We start from the raw sequence: 13,085 nt of genomic DNA on the forward strand, positions 1-13,085 counted from the left end.
CAGCGGTTCGGTCCTGCGCGTGCGTTCGTCGGATCAGGCGATGTCCCGGCTGGTGTCCACGTTGATCCGGTCGGTGAGGTCGAGGAATATCGGTTCGGTGAGCGCTCGGCCCCCGCGGAACTTCGGGACGAAGAGCCTGTTTTCGATGGCGTCGTCGTTTCGCTTCGTTTCGAGATCGAACACGATGTCGCTCGTGTACTCTGTCCGGTGGCGCTGTGACGGCGTGGAGCCGTGTTTGAGCGCGTACAGAACCGCAACGCTGTCGGTCTGTGTGAGTCTGGATTGCAGCGTTTCGAGGAAGGCCCGAAACTCCCCCATGTCGGCGCGCTCAAGTGGTTCGACCGGATCGACGACGAGGAGCGACTCCTCCGTGACTCCCTCGACGTGGGCGAGCGCGTCGCTGATCGGGGCTTTGCGGTCCAGTTGACTGACTGCGAGATCGTCGTACGTCCCCCGCTGGGACCGCAGCGCCGACGTGACTGTTGTCGGTGCCTGTTCGCCGGAGAGATACACCGTCTCCTGCTGGGCGACGAACTCGGAGAGAAACAGCTCCGCCTGGCTCGCCGGTTCGGCGAGCAGCGTGACGAGGCTCCCTGTCGGAATGCCGCCGTCGAGCTTCCGGTCGAGTGCTCGAACCCCCGTCTCGAATCGCTGTGTCACTGTCTCACCCCGCGCGGCGTCCACCGATGCCTTGCCCATCCCATAGGGCCACCCTCGATAGACCGCGTCTTTGTTGTCCCCTCTCTAACACGGACCGTTCCCCGTGTAGCCGGCCACTACCCTTTTGACGCCAGCGCGTGCCGGCCACGCCGGTCTGTCACGGACGGACTACTGGCGAAAGCAGCAGCGAGCCCCTGTCGTAGTGAGTCTCTACTGGGCGCGATTTGGTGGTCACGGCCAGCGTGAACGAACAGGTTCAAGCGCGCCCTCGCTGTAGACGCGGACATGTACGACTCCGTCAAGGGCTTTCGTGATTTCTACCCCGAGGAGATGCAGGCTCGGCGGTGGGCCATGGACACGCTGGAAGACGTCGCACAGCGCTACGGCTTCCGGGAGATCGGCACGCCGGCTCTCGAGCCGACCGAGATGTACGTCGACAAGAGCGGCGAGGAGATCGTCGAGGAACTGTACAGCTTCGAGGACAAGGGCGGGCGCGAGGTCGCGCTCACGCCGGAGCTGACGCCGACCGTCGCACGGATGTTCGTCGCCAAGCAACAGGAACTCTCGAAGCCAATCAAGTGGGTGTCGACGCGGCCGTTCTGGCGCTACGAGGAGCCCCAACAGGGCCGGTTCCGGGAGTTCTACCAGACTAACGTCGACATCTTCGGGTCGGCGGAGCCGACGGCCGACGCCGAGATTCTGGCCGTCGCCGTGGACATGCTCACCGACCTCGGGCTCACCGCCGAGGATTTCGAAATCCGCGTCTCCCACCGGGACATCCTCGCGGGCGTGCTGGAGTCCTTCGGGGCCGACGTGGACGTGCCCGAAGCGATTCGCGCAGTCGACAAGCGGGCGAAAGTCGACCACGACGACTACCTTGACGCGCTCGTCGAGGCGGGGCTCAACTACGGGCAGGCCGACAAATTCGACGAGATGCTGCAGATCGATGCCGAGGAAATCGAAACGCTCGCGGACCTCACCGGCTCCGAGGACGTCCGCGCGGCGACTGACAATCTTCAGGCGGTGCTCGACGCCGCCGAGGACTTCGGCGTCCGCGAGCACCTCACCGTCTCGTTGACGACCGCGCGCGGGCTGGACTACTACACCGGCGTCGTCTTCGAGTGCTTCGATTCGACGGGCGAGGTGTCCCGCTCGGTGTTTGGCGGCGGCCGCTACGACGATCTCATCGAGGGCTTCGGCGGCCAGCCGACGCCGGCCGTCGGCTTCGCGCCCGGCCACGCCACCCTTCAGTTGCTCTGCCAGCGCGCCGGCGTCTGGCCCGCTGAGGAGCTATCGACGGATTACTACGTCCTGCAGGTCGGCGACACGCGCCCGACCGCGGCCCGCATCGCTCGCGACCTGCGCGAGCGCGGCCACGTCGTCGAGAGCGACGTCGCCGACCGCTCCTTTGGCGCGCAGATGGGCTACGCAGACGGCATCAACGCCGAGACGGTCGTCATCGTCGGCGAGCAGGACCTCGAAAACGACGAGGTGACGCTCAAGGAGATGGACGACGGCGAGCAGATCAGCGTCCCGCTCTCGGCGTTCCCGGGCGACCACGACCGGCCGACGTTCGAGGACTTCGCGGAGTAACGCGACCGAGCCATCGGTCCGCGACAGTAGCTTTTTGCGACCACCGTGTCGAGTAGTCGACATGCAGCTCCCCTCCATCGCCCTCCCGAGGTGGAAGCTCGTCGCGACCATCGCGATACTGTCGACGGGCCTTGCTATGCTCGCAGGTGCGGCCGGCCTTGGCGGGTCGATTGCACCGGTGTCGATCATCCTCGGCTGGTTCATTCTGGCCCCGCTCGTCGCCCTTCTGGGTTCGAAACTACCGATGATCGAGTCCCCGGAAGACGAGACAGCCCAGGATGAAACCGATGCACCCAACGCAACGGAACCGACGGTGGACCCGGTCGATCACCTCCGAGAGCGCTACGCCCGCGGTGAACTGACAGACAGCGAGTTCGAGCGGCGGCTGGACCGCCTGCTGGAGACCGAATCGCTCTCAGCGACCAGCGAGGCAGAGAACACGACCGGTGAGGCCGACAGGGAAGTCAGCCTCGAAACCGAGTGAACTGGCGAGTCATCGCCATCTGGCCGTACCGCGGGTGCGTGTGCAGCCGAGGCACTTGCGGCCTCACTCCTTCGAGCTAACGACCTCGAGATCACTGTCGGTCAGGCGAACGTGCAGAAGCGCATCGTCCGGGCCCGGATCGACCACGTCGTCGAGTTCGGGCGCACAGCCGGTCATTCCGAGGTCGTTGAAGCCATAGGCGCCACAGATCACCGCGTCGACCAGCCGGTGATAAGTGCCGTCCCGCTCGGTCGCCAGCAGGTAGCCCACGCCCTCGATTGCCGTGTCACACGCCGTGCAGGTCAGTGTCTCTGGATGCGAGGGGGGTCCATAACTCCGCCTTCGCGTAGCCGCTACTTATCGCTGTGTGCGGCTGTTCGTGAATTTCCCGGTCAGAGCGCCCGTTCCATCTCCATTTCCACGCGCTCTTTGGCGATCGTCTCGAAGCCGACCGACTCGTACAGCGCTCGTGCGACGTGGTTGGTGTTCGAGACGGAGAGCCAGACCCGTTCGAGGCCGTTCTCCTGGCCGTAGCCAAGCAGCACGCGGATGAGTTGTGAGCCGATCCCGGCGTGCTGGTAGTCCGGATGGACGAAAATCGCCAGTTCCGAGGTGTCCTGATAGGGGACGAGGACGGCGTGGCCGACGGATTGCTCCTCGTGCCAAGCGACGACGTTCAGGCCGTCTTCGACGAGATTCGGCAGCCAGTCGCGGATGTCCGCTTCCGTCCGGGGTGGGACGCCCTGTGACCGGGAGTCGGGCCCGAAGTCAACATACATCTCCACCAGCGGGTCGATGGCGCCGTCATAGGCCTCGATTGTCACCGTCCGCCCGTCGTTGTCGGTGAACGTTTCGGGCGGGCGGGGGAAGTCGTGATCCGCCGCGGCGGCGTTGGACATACTCCCACCTTTGTTCTCAGCATGCCTAAGTTCGTCTATCCTTCCCAGCGACTGAGATTCGGGTGAGACAAGTGGCTCGCAGTCGACAAATCGGTATGCGCGCCTATCGCGTGGCCTACGACGGCCGACCGTATCACGGGTTCCAGCGCCAGCCCGACGTCGACACTGTCGAGGGGCGACTGCGCTCGGCGCTCGTCCGCCTCGGCGTCTGCGAGCGCGGCGACGGCTTGCCCGAGTGCTACGCGGCCGCTGGTCGGACTGACGCCGGTGTGTCCGCGCGGGCACAGACAGTCGCCTTCGACGCGCCGGCGTGGCTCTCACCGGCGGCATTCAACGGCGAACTTCCGGACGACATCCGTGTGTGGGCCAGTGTCGATGTCTCCGAGGGCTTCCATGCGACCCACGACGCCACCGAACGCACCTACACCTACTACCTGTACGCGCCGACGGACGCAGACCGACTCGGACGCGAACCGGTCAACGACGAGCGGTGGGGCGAGGCCGTCGACGCACTCGCCGGGAGCCACGACTTCCACAATCTCACGTCCGACGACACCGGCACTGAGCGCACGGTGGACATCGACTGGACGCGAGACGGCCAGTTCCTCGTCGTTCGGCTCACGGCCGGCGGGTTCTGCCGCCAGCTGGTTCGTCGGCTCGTCTCGCTCGCGGCGGCTGTCGCGGACGGCTCCGCCCAGCTGTCGAAGGTCGACCGTATCCTCTCGCCGGAGTCCGCCAGCGGCCCCGACGGCGTCCCGCCTGCCCCGCCCGAACCACTGGTGCTGACCGACGTCCGTTACCCGAATGTGACTTTTTCTCGGGACGAGGACGCCGCTGCGGACGCACGGGCGGTCTTCGAACACCGACGCACCGAAGCCCGCACGACAGCGCGAGTCGCCGACCACATAACCGACGGGCTGTAGTCCCTCGTCGCTGAAACGAAGGCTTACTTCGGCCCCGTCCCAAGAGCGGGCTATGAGTTCGGTACCCGCACGGAGCGACATCGACGAGGCGTACAAGTGGGACCTCGACTCCCTCTACGCCAGCGACGAGGATTGGGAAGCCGCCTACGAGGAGGCGGAGGAACTGATCGAGGACCTGTCCGCCTACGAAGGACGGGCCACCGAGGACGCTGCGACGCTGTTAGAAACCCTTGAGACCTACGAGGAACTGATGCGGACGGTGTCGAACGTCGCCGCCTACGCCCGGATGCGCCGGGACGAGGACACGACAGACGACACGTACCAGGCGCTGACTGCCCGCTCGCAGTCCCTCTCATCCGAGGCCAGTTCGGCTGCCTCGTTCCTCGACCCGGAACTGCAGGATTTGGACTACGACGATATCGAGGCGATGCTCGACGCGGAACCGGGGCTGGAGCCCTACGAGCATTACTTCGACGACGTGCTCCGGATGAAAGACCACACTCGCTCGGCCGAGGTCGAGAATCTCCTTGCGGAACTCGGTGAGGTCACCGGCGCGCCCGGCGAGGTGTACAACATGCTGGCCAACGCCGACATGGAGTTCCCGACCGTCGAGGACCCCGACGGCGACCAGCAGCCGATCACGCTCAACAACTTCACGACGCTGCAGAAACACCCCGACCGGGAGTTCCGCCAGCGCGTCTACAGGGCGTTCTACGACGAGTGGGAGACGGTCCGAAACGCGGTCGGCACGGCCTACAAGAACGCCGTCAAAACGGACGTGAAGATGGCCAACGCCCGGGACTACGACACCGCTCGCGAGGCAGCACTGGACGGCCCGAACGTCCCCGTCGAGGTGTACGATACGCTCGTCGACACCGTCCACGATAACCTCGACACGCTCCATCGCCATGCCGACCTCAAGCGCCAGTCAATCGGGGCCGACGAACTCCGGATGTGGGACCTCTACGTCCCGCTCGTCCAGGAGGAATCCCCCGAAATCGAGTACGAACAGGCCTGCGAGTACGTCACCGAGGCCGTCGCGCCGCTGGGCGATGACTACCAGTCCCGGCTCGCCGACGGGCTGGACTCGCGGTGGGTCGACGTCTACGAGACCGAGCACAAGCAGTCCGGCGCGTACTCCGGCGGGACCTACGACTCCCAGCCGTTCATCCTGATGAACTACCAGGACGACGTGGAGTCGATGTACACGCTGGCCCACGAACTCGGCCACTCGATGCACTCGGAGTACACCAGCGAGGAACAGCCCTACGTCTACTCCGGCTACGAGATATTCGTCGCCGAGGTCGCGAGCACCGTCAACGAGACGTTGCTGACCCACCACCTGCTGGATACCGTCGAGGACGAACGCCTGCGCCGACATATCCTCAACGAGTACCTCGAGCGGTTCCGGTCGACGCTGTACCGCCAGACGATGTTCGCCGAGTTCGAGCACCGCACCCACGAGATGTCCGAGGCCGGCGAGCCGCTGACCCCCGACCGCCTGGACGACCTCTATCGGGACCTCAAGGGCGACTACTACGAGCCGGCGGTACTCGACGACCGCATCGCCCGCGAGTGGATGCGCATCCCGCACTTCTACCGGGCGTTCTACGTCTACCAGTACGCGACCGGGATTTCGGCGGCCGTCGCACTCGTCGACGGCATCCTCGATGAGGGCGAACCCGCCGCCCAGCGGTACGTCGACTTCCTCCGGAGCGGGTCGCGGCAGTACCCGCTGGAGCTGCTTCGCGACGCCGGCGTCGACATGGCCAGTCCTGACCCCGTCGAGTCCGCCCTCTCGACGTACAGCGAGTACCTCGACGAGTTCGCCGAGCTGCTGTAGGGCGGCCAGTAGCTATCCGGTGCCTGTCTGGCTGTTCGAGCCACCGGTCTAACCGAACGCTACAGCCCCGTCTCGACACGGATAACTGTTTCACCCCCTGTGACCCGAAGGCACTTTGTGTCTCAACCGTATAGTACCGACCATCCAAATGTCGCGCAGTCCCTCGCTTCCGGAACGACCACGGTTGGAACTTGATCCCGATATGACGCCTGACGAGCGTCTGGAGGCACTCCGGGAACATTTCAAAGAGATAGTACAGGTCAACGAACAGCTGACTGAGCAACTGGACGCCGCCCGTGACCGGCAGCACGATCTCACGGACGAGGTCGACCAGCTTGAACGGGAAAACGAGACGCTCAAGACGTCTTCGCTGTACATCGCCACAGCCGAGGAGCTGACCGACGACGGCGTGGTCGTCAAACAGCACGGCAACAACCAGGAGGTGCTGACCGAAGTCTCGCCATCCATCCGTGACGGCCTGGAGGCCGGCGACCGCGTCGCCATCAACGACTCCTTCGGCGTCAAGCAGATCCTCGACCCCGAGACCGACGCCCGCGCACAGGCGATGCAGGTCGACGGTTCGCCGGACGTCTCCTACTCGGATATCGGCGGCCTCGAAGAACAGATCCGCGAGGTCCGGGAAGCCGTCGAGGAGCCGCTTGTCAACGCCGAACAGTTCCGCGAGGTCGGTATCGAACCGCCGAGCGGCGTCCTGCTGCACGGCTCGCCCGGCACCGGGAAGACGATGTTGGCGAAGGCCGTCGCCAACGAGACCGACGCGACGTTCATCAAGATGGCCGGCTCCGAACTGGTCCGGAAGTTCATCGGCGAGGGAGCGCGACTGGTCCGGGACCTGTTCGAGCTCGCCGCCGAGCGCGAACCGGCTATCATCTTCATCGACGAGATCGACGCCATCGCGGCCAAGCGGACGGAGTCGAAGACCTCCGGCGACGCCGAGGTCCAGCGGACGATGATGCAACTGCTTTCGGAGATGGACGGCTTCGACGAGCGCGGCGAGATCCGCATCATCGCCGCGACGAACCGCTTCGACATGCTCGACCGGGCCATCCTCCGCCCCGGCCGCTTCGACCGCCTCATCGAAGTCCCGAACCCCGACGTCGAGGGCCGCGAGCGCATCCTCGAGATCCACACCCAGGAAATGAACCTCGATGACGACGTGGACCTTGGCGCGTTTGCCACCGAGACCGACGGCCTCTCCGGCGCGGAACTGGCCTCGCTGGCGACAGAGGCCGGGATGTTTGCCATCCGCGACGGCCGGACGACGGTCAAGCAGTCCGACCTCCACGACGCCTACGAGAAAATCGAAGCCGACGACGACGCCAGCAGTGTCCCCGTCGCGTTCGCCTAACCACCCACCTTTTTTAGCGTCGCCTTTCCTCGCGCGCTCGTAGAGCGCGCTGTGGAAGGCTCCTTGAAAAACGTGGGGGAAAAAGCCGGCCGCTCACGCTGCTCGCGGCCGGGGAAACCGCGGCCATTCGGCCGCGGTATGCTAACCGCACCGATTCTCATTGTCTATTCTGCGATAACTGTGTTCGGTCGTTTCCGTTCTTATCGTGACTGCCTCCCGTCCCCACGCGATTTAAGCCACCCCGCCCGGTATCAGCGCCCGTGACAGAGCGCGGACGGACGCGGCGGGCGTTTTTGGGGACGCTCGCGGCAACGACGGTCGGGTCGGTCGCGGGGTGTCAGTCACAGTTCAATCCGCTCGCGTCGACGGCGCTTGACGAACACGCTGCCACGCAGTTCCGGCAGGGGCTCCTGAACCAGGGGTATCAGGACGTATCGGTTCCGGACGCTGTCGAGCGGGCCTGGGAACTCCCGGCCAACCGCGGGGACCACACCGCGGCAAAGGGGAGTCCCGCGCTGGCACCGACTGGCGACCTGATTCTGGCCGACGATACCGGCCGCGTGCGGGCCATCGCACCTGATGGCGAGGTCCAGTGGGCGACGACCATCACGCAGGCGACGCGCGGGAGCCACGGCACGCCGGCCATCGCCAACGACACCGTCTACATCGGGGCCTACGACGGCGCGCTGTCGGCGCTGGACCTCGAAACCGGAAAGCGGCGCTGGCGGACGGAACTCGGTGATGCCATCGGCGCAAGTCCGACCTACTACAACGGGTCGCTGTACGTCGCCGTCGAACACGCCGCACCGAGCGGGAGCGTCGTCGCGGTGAACGCCGCGACCGGCGACGTGCAGTGGCGGGACAGTCGGCCGGCCGACCATCCGCACTCGACGGTGGCGCTGGACCGCGAACACGGTCGTCTGCTGTTTGGCTCCAACGATGGCTACTGCTACGCGTGGTCGTTCCCGGGCTTAGAGCGAGTCTGGCGATACGACACCGGCGGCGACGTGAAAGCCCCCGTCGCCGTCGCTGACGGGACAGCCATCGTGCCGTCGTGGGCCGAGACGGTCACCGCCGTCGACGTGACCGACGGCTCGGAGCAGTGGACCTTCGAGGCCGACGCCGACGTGATGTGTGCGCCGGCGGTCCACGACGGCACCGTCTACGTCGGCAGCCACGACGACCGGGTGTACGCGCTCGACCTCGAAAGCGGCGAGGAGCAGTGGCGCTACGACACTGGCGGGTGGATTATCGGGAGCGTTGTCGCCACCCGAGACCACGTCCTCGTCGGGTCCTACGACGGGCGACTGTACGCGCTGGAGCGGGACACCGGTGCAGTGGCCTGGACCACCGACAACCGCGGCCATGTGACGAGTGCTCCGCTGGTGACCGCCGACGCCATCTACTACGCGGAGCGTGCGGCCGAGGGCGACCCGAACCGACCGGGAATGTGCTACAGACTCGTTCCGGCATAACGAAGCGAAACCCCTTACCCCGCGGACCGTCGAGAATCGCCTATGAGTACCATCCGGGTCGTGTGGGGGACTGCGACCGGCCCGACCGCACTGGCCGCGTACGACGCGGCACTCGCCGAGGCAGGCGTCCACAACTACAACCTCATCTCGCTCTCGTCGGTCATTCCTACCGAGCCGGCTATCGAGGTGACAGGGACGGCACCGGATCTGGGGCCGCCCGGCGAAGCGCTAGAGGTCGTCCAGTCCTCGGCGACAGCCGAGCCCGGTGAGAGCGTGGCCGCTGGTATCGGCTGGGCCCGCAGCGAGGACGGGCCGGGCATCTTCTACGAGGTCGACGGCACCAGCGAGGACGCGGTCCGGATGGAAATCCGCGAAGGACTGGCCGCCGGCCGGGACCTCCGGGATTGGGAGTTCGTCGAGGAGAACGTGTACGTCGAGTCGGCGACTGACGATGCCCAATACGCCAGCGCCGTCGTGCTCGCCACCTACGGCGAGAGCCACCCCGTCGTGTAAGCGGCGTTGCACCGACGGTTCCGGTCAGAACTGTGTTCGACCCTGGGTTTTTAGTCCTCCCCCCCATAGAGACAGAGAACGTTCATGTACGGTAATACGTCGTTTGGTGGGGAGACGGAAGAAGTGACGCTGACCGCGGAACAGCGTGAGGAGCTCCGTCGGGACCTCTCGAGCGTCGCCGCCCGGACCCGCGAACTCCTGCCCGGCGAGTTCGTCGTCGGTTCGGAAATCAGCAACAGCACGACTGGACCGCGGGCCACAATCGCGGTCCAGCCGCCCGTCGGATCGGTTGTCAGCGCCGACTACACGCCCGAGGACCCGGAGAGCGCGAGCATCTCCGACGCCGAACGCGACGACCTCGCGCAGGGCATCGCCGCCTCCGCCGCCCTGCAGGTCAAGCAAGTGATGGGCGACGACACGTCGCCGACAGCGCAGTAACAGTCGCTGCTCTCAGTTTTCTGCAGAACAGTCGTGGTGACGCGTAGTCGCTGATATCAAGCCCGACCGCCGCTGGCGACCGGTGGATTGTAGAACAGCGCGTAGCCGATGGAGCCGGTCGCCGGGAGGCTGCCGGCACTCAGCGCCGTGACGAAACTAAGCGAAGTAACCACGGCACCGAGCGACGCCAGTAGCATCGAGAGGGCGATGCTGGCAAGCACGAGGTCAGGCATCGACAGGGACCCAGGCATTCGTGTCTGTATGGAGACACGCCTCCTAATTAAATATTATTACTCGCGCAAACAGCGCACCGAGTACCGCCTATTTGCCCCAGAAGGGGTCGCGATTCCGGTGTTTCTCCAGATATATCGACAGCGCCTCGCGCTCGTCGACGGAGATGTCTTCCTTGAGTTCCTGTTCGAGAATCTTTGCGTGCTTTTCGGGGATTTCGACCCAGAGGTCGTCGCCTTCCTCGACCTGGCGGCCGACGGTCGGCCCCTGAATGGAGACGGCCATGCGCTCGCCGGCGCGAGCCGAGTCGACGTCTTCGCCCTCGTCCTGAATCGTTTTGAGGGTCCCGACGCGGTTTGCCTCGCCGTTCTCCCACCTGACGACGTTGACGTTCCGACGGAGTTCACCTGAGAGGATTTCGACGCCGACGACGGCGGGGTCGGACTGGCGGAAGGTGTGGTCCTGCAGAATCTGGAACTTCGCCGGGCGGGTGATGTTCTCCAGAATCTGCTCCTGCTGGGCCTCCTCGATGGCGGTGACGTGGTCGTCGTAGGACTCGACGAGCTGGTAGATGACGTCGTCCTCGAACAGCTCCACGTCCTCCTGTTCGGCGAGGTCCCGAGCGTCGTCGAGCACCTCGACGCTGAACGCCAGAATCGCCTGATTGGTCGGCTCGCCGGCCGTTTCGGCGACTCGCACGTCCCGCGGTGCGACCGCGCCGACCTCGGCGCGCATGACGGGGATCTCTTCCTCTTCGAGGGTGCTTGAAAGCGCCTCCAGCGAGCCCAGCGTGTCGGCCTTGATGACGACCCCCTCTTCTTGGGTCGTCACCTCGATCTCGGCGAGTTCCTCCTCCACCTCGGCGATGACCTCGCTGCGGTCGCGGTCGCGGATGACGCGGATCGGCGCACCGGCCATCGCGTCGCCGAGGTCCGGCGCGGCGATCTTGACGCCGTCGGCGGCGGCGACCTGCTCGACCTGCTCGAACTCCTGTTCGGTCCGTATCTCTTCGAGCGGGCGTGGCCGGAGCAGCGCGCGGACGTCAGTGACAATTGGCCCTTGAAGGCCGCCGACCACGATGGTGTCGTCGTTGCGGATGGTCCCGTCGTAGATGATGGCGTCGAGCGTCGTCCCGAAGCCCTGGGTGTCTTTCACTTCGAGGACGGTCCCGACACCGGGACCGCTGGTGTCGATCTCCATCTCCTCTTTCATGTACCGCTGGGACAGCCCCATCATCACCGTCAGCAGGTCGGGGATGCCCTCGCTGGTTTCGGCCGAGACCGGCACGACGCCGATGTTAGCCTGGAAGTTCTGGACGCGCCAGTACATGTCCGCCGAGAAGCCGTTGTCCGAGAGTTCGCCGATGATCTCGTACAGCTTCTCGTTGAGGTCGGACTGGACGCGGTCGGACTGGGCGTCCATCGTCTGCTGGACCGGCTGTCCCTCGTTGGGGTTCCAGCCGGGGACGGTGTCAATCTTGTTCGCGGCGACGATAAACGGCGTCTGGGTTCGCTTGAGGATGTCGATGGCCTCCAGCGTCTGTGGCTGGAAGCCGTCGTTGACGTCGACGACGAGGATGGCAATGTCGGCGAGCGCGCCGCCCCGGGAGCGAAGCGTCGAGAAGGAGTGGTGGCCCGGTGTGTCGATGAACAGCAGGCCGGGCAGGTCGAAGTCAGTCGGGTCGACCAGGTCACCGGCGATTTCGGAAATCACGTCCAGCGGGACGGCTGTCGCGCCGATGTGCTGCGTAATCGCGCCCGATTCGCCGGCGGTGACGGCCGAACCGCGGATCTTGTCGAGCAGGCTCGTCTTCCCGTGGTCGACGTGGCCCAAAACGGCGACGATGGGCGTCCGCAGGGTGTCGTCGGTGGCTGTGGTGGGGTCCGTGTCAGACATAGATGGCTCCAGAAGTTGTCAGAACCGAGTCGTCGGTGGCAGTTAAGTTCGTCGTCATCAGACGCGCGCGACCGAACGTAGGGCTAAGCGGGCGTCACTCGGTTACAGTGAACGACCCCGTCATGCCGACGCTCTGGTGGGGGACGCAGTGGTACTCGTACTCGCCGGGGACCTCGAACCGATAGGCGTACTCGTAGCCCGAACTGTACGTCGTCCCATCGTCGCCGGGCGTCCCCGACCAGTCGCTGTCTTCCGGCGTCGCGGTCGGTTTGACGTTGTGGCCGCCGGCCTTCCAGACCCACAGAACGGTGCTACCGGCCGGGACCTCGAAGGTTTCCGGATCGAAACTGAAGCTTCCCGGCGCGATGGCGACTTCCTGGTCGGCGTCCACCGGCGTTCCGGTCGGCGTGGGCGTCGCTGTCTCGGTCGGGGCGGCCGTAGCAGTCGGTGTCGGCGACTCAGTCGGAGTCGGTGTCGCCGTTTCAGTTGCCGTCGCGGTTCGAGTCGGCACTTCTGTGGCGGTGGCTGTCGGTGACGGTGTTCCGTCGCCACTACAGCCTGCCACGGTACCGATGACGGCGGCCGCGAGGCCCCCGAGAAACTGCCGCCTGTTACTGTCCATACGTCCCCATCGGCCGCCTCTCGCATAGGGTTGTGGCTCGCTGTAGATGTTCCGGGGCGTGGGACGGTCGAGGACGGCACCATGGCCGCCGATACTGGTATCCATCCGTCCCCATCGCCGCTCACCTGTCGGACATCCC

14 protein-coding genes are annotated in these 13,085 nt (G+C 65.5%); 8 read left to right on the top strand and 6 right to left on the bottom strand.

Features of this window, described 5'->3' with window-relative positions:
* Positions 1–33: 33 nt before the first annotated feature.
* On the bottom strand, positions 34–699 hold the full coding sequence (locus HAH_RS02145) for an RAD55 family ATPase (protein WP_014039428.1): 666 nt from the start codon (positions 697–699) through the stop codon (positions 34–36).
* A gap of 246 nt (positions 700–945) precedes the next feature.
* Here HAH_RS02145 and hisS point away from each other — a divergent pair, with 246 nt between their 5' ends.
* Positions 946–2,253 carry a histidine--tRNA ligase gene (gene hisS, locus HAH_RS02150; protein ID WP_014039429.1) on the top strand — a complete coding sequence of 436 codons (1,308 nt, stop codon included), beginning with the start codon at positions 946–948 and terminating at the stop codon, positions 2,251–2,253.
* A gap of 61 nt (positions 2,254–2,314) precedes the next feature.
* Positions 2,315–2,737, top strand: coding sequence for an SHOCT domain-containing protein (locus HAH_RS02155; protein ID WP_014039430.1), 423 nt, complete (start codon positions 2,315–2,317; stop codon positions 2,735–2,737).
* 63 nt (positions 2,738–2,800) lie between these two features.
* Here the strand turns inward: HAH_RS02155 and HAH_RS02160 are convergent, their stop codons facing one another.
* Complete coding sequence (locus HAH_RS02160; protein ID WP_014039431.1) at positions 2,801–3,007, bottom strand: hypothetical protein; 207 nt, start codon at positions 3,005–3,007, stop codon at positions 2,801–2,803.
* 122 nt (positions 3,008–3,129) lie between these two features.
* Positions 3,130–3,636, bottom strand: coding sequence for a GNAT family N-acetyltransferase (locus HAH_RS02165; protein ID WP_014039432.1), 507 nt, complete (start codon positions 3,634–3,636; stop codon positions 3,130–3,132).
* 95 nt (positions 3,637–3,731) lie between these two features.
* On the opposite strand from HAH_RS02165, the gene truA reads away from it, so the two are divergent.
* The 6 genes from truA (at position 3,732) to HAH_RS02195 (ending at position 10,197) form a co-directional block, all read left to right on the top strand.
* Positions 3,732–4,559, top strand: coding sequence for a tRNA pseudouridine(38-40) synthase TruA (truA, locus tag HAH_RS02170; RefSeq protein WP_014039433.1), 828 nt, complete (start codon positions 3,732–3,734; stop codon positions 4,557–4,559).
* Positions 4,560–4,611: 52 nt separating this feature from the next.
* Positions 4,612–6,402, top strand: coding sequence for an oligoendopeptidase F (gene pepF / locus HAH_RS02175; RefSeq protein ID WP_014039434.1), 1,791 nt, complete (start codon positions 4,612–4,614; stop codon positions 6,400–6,402).
* A gap of 148 nt (positions 6,403–6,550) precedes the next feature.
* Positions 6,551–7,771, top strand: coding sequence for a proteasome-activating nucleotidase Pan2 (gene pan2 / locus HAH_RS02180; protein WP_023843116.1), 1,221 nt, complete (start codon positions 6,551–6,553; stop codon positions 7,769–7,771).
* Positions 7,772–8,031: 260 nt separating this feature from the next.
* Complete coding sequence (locus HAH_RS02185; protein ID WP_014039436.1) at positions 8,032–9,246, top strand: outer membrane protein assembly factor BamB family protein; 1,215 nt, start codon at positions 8,032–8,034, stop codon at positions 9,244–9,246.
* A gap of 42 nt (positions 9,247–9,288) precedes the next feature.
* A complete protein-coding gene (locus HAH_RS02190) occupies positions 9,289–9,759 on the top strand; it encodes a pyruvoyl-dependent arginine decarboxylase (protein WP_014039437.1) in 471 nt (156 codons plus the stop codon).
* A gap of 84 nt (positions 9,760–9,843) precedes the next feature.
* Positions 9,844–10,197 (top strand): DUF5811 family protein, encoded by a 354-nt coding sequence (locus HAH_RS02195; RefSeq protein ID WP_004518427.1) that lies wholly within the window; start codon positions 9,844–9,846, stop codon positions 10,195–10,197.
* A 56-nt stretch (positions 10,198–10,253) separates the two neighbouring features.
* Here the strand turns inward: HAH_RS02195 and HAH_RS02200 are convergent, their stop codons facing one another.
* From HAH_RS02200 to HAH_RS02210, 3 genes are all read right to left on the bottom strand, one after another.
* Positions 10,254–10,448: a hypothetical protein gene (locus HAH_RS02200; RefSeq protein WP_014039438.1), complete on the bottom strand. Its 195-nt coding sequence runs from the start codon at positions 10,446–10,448 to the stop codon at positions 10,254–10,256.
* 70 nt (positions 10,449–10,518) lie between these two features.
* Positions 10,519–12,324, bottom strand: coding sequence for a translation initiation factor IF-2 (gene infB / locus HAH_RS02205; protein ID WP_014039439.1), 1,806 nt, complete (start codon positions 12,322–12,324; stop codon positions 10,519–10,521).
* A 94-nt stretch (positions 12,325–12,418) separates the two neighbouring features.
* Positions 12,419–12,946, bottom strand: a complete 528-nt coding sequence (locus HAH_RS02210; protein WP_014039440.1) for a plastocyanin/azurin family copper-binding protein — start codon at positions 12,944–12,946, stop codon at positions 12,419–12,421.
* Positions 12,947–13,085 lie beyond the last annotated feature (139 nt).

It is taken from the genome of Haloarcula hispanica ATCC 33960, from assembly GCF_000223905.1.
Taxonomy (GTDB): domain Archaea; phylum Halobacteriota; class Halobacteria; order Halobacteriales; family Haloarculaceae; genus Haloarcula; species Haloarcula hispanica.

Bases quoted from the DNA above. Each gene is read 5' to 3' on its own strand.
- HAH_RS02145 (WP_014039428.1), bottom strand. From the start codon at position 699: ATGGGCAAGGCATCGGTGGACGCCGCGCGGGGTGAGACAGTGACACAG.
- hisS (WP_014039429.1), top strand. From the start codon at position 946: ATGTACGACTCCGTCAAGGGCTTTCGTGATTTCTACCCCGAGGAGATG.
- HAH_RS02155 (WP_014039430.1), top strand. From the start codon at position 2,315: ATGCAGCTCCCCTCCATCGCCCTCCCGAGGTGGAAGCTCGTCGCGACC.
- HAH_RS02165 (WP_014039432.1), bottom strand. From the start codon at position 3,636: ATGTCCAACGCCGCCGCGGCGGATCACGACTTCCCCCGCCCGCCCGAA.
- truA (WP_014039433.1), top strand. From the start codon at position 3,732: ATGCGCGCCTATCGCGTGGCCTACGACGGCCGACCGTATCACGGGTTC.
- pepF (WP_014039434.1), top strand. From the start codon at position 4,612: ATGAGTTCGGTACCCGCACGGAGCGACATCGACGAGGCGTACAAGTGG.
- pan2 (WP_023843116.1), top strand. From the start codon at position 6,551: ATGTCGCGCAGTCCCTCGCTTCCGGAACGACCACGGTTGGAACTTGAT.
- HAH_RS02190 (WP_014039437.1), top strand. From the start codon at position 9,289: ATGAGTACCATCCGGGTCGTGTGGGGGACTGCGACCGGCCCGACCGCA.
- HAH_RS02195 (WP_004518427.1), top strand. From the start codon at position 9,844: ATGTACGGTAATACGTCGTTTGGTGGGGAGACGGAAGAAGTGACGCTG.
- HAH_RS02200 (WP_014039438.1), bottom strand. From the start codon at position 10,448: ATGCCTGGGTCCCTGTCGATGCCTGACCTCGTGCTTGCCAGCATCGCC.
- infB (WP_014039439.1), bottom strand. From the start codon at position 12,324: ATGTCTGACACGGACCCCACCACAGCCACCGACGACACCCTGCGGACG.
- HAH_RS02210 (WP_014039440.1), bottom strand. From the start codon at position 12,946: ATGGACAGTAACAGGCGGCAGTTTCTCGGGGGCCTCGCGGCCGCCGTC.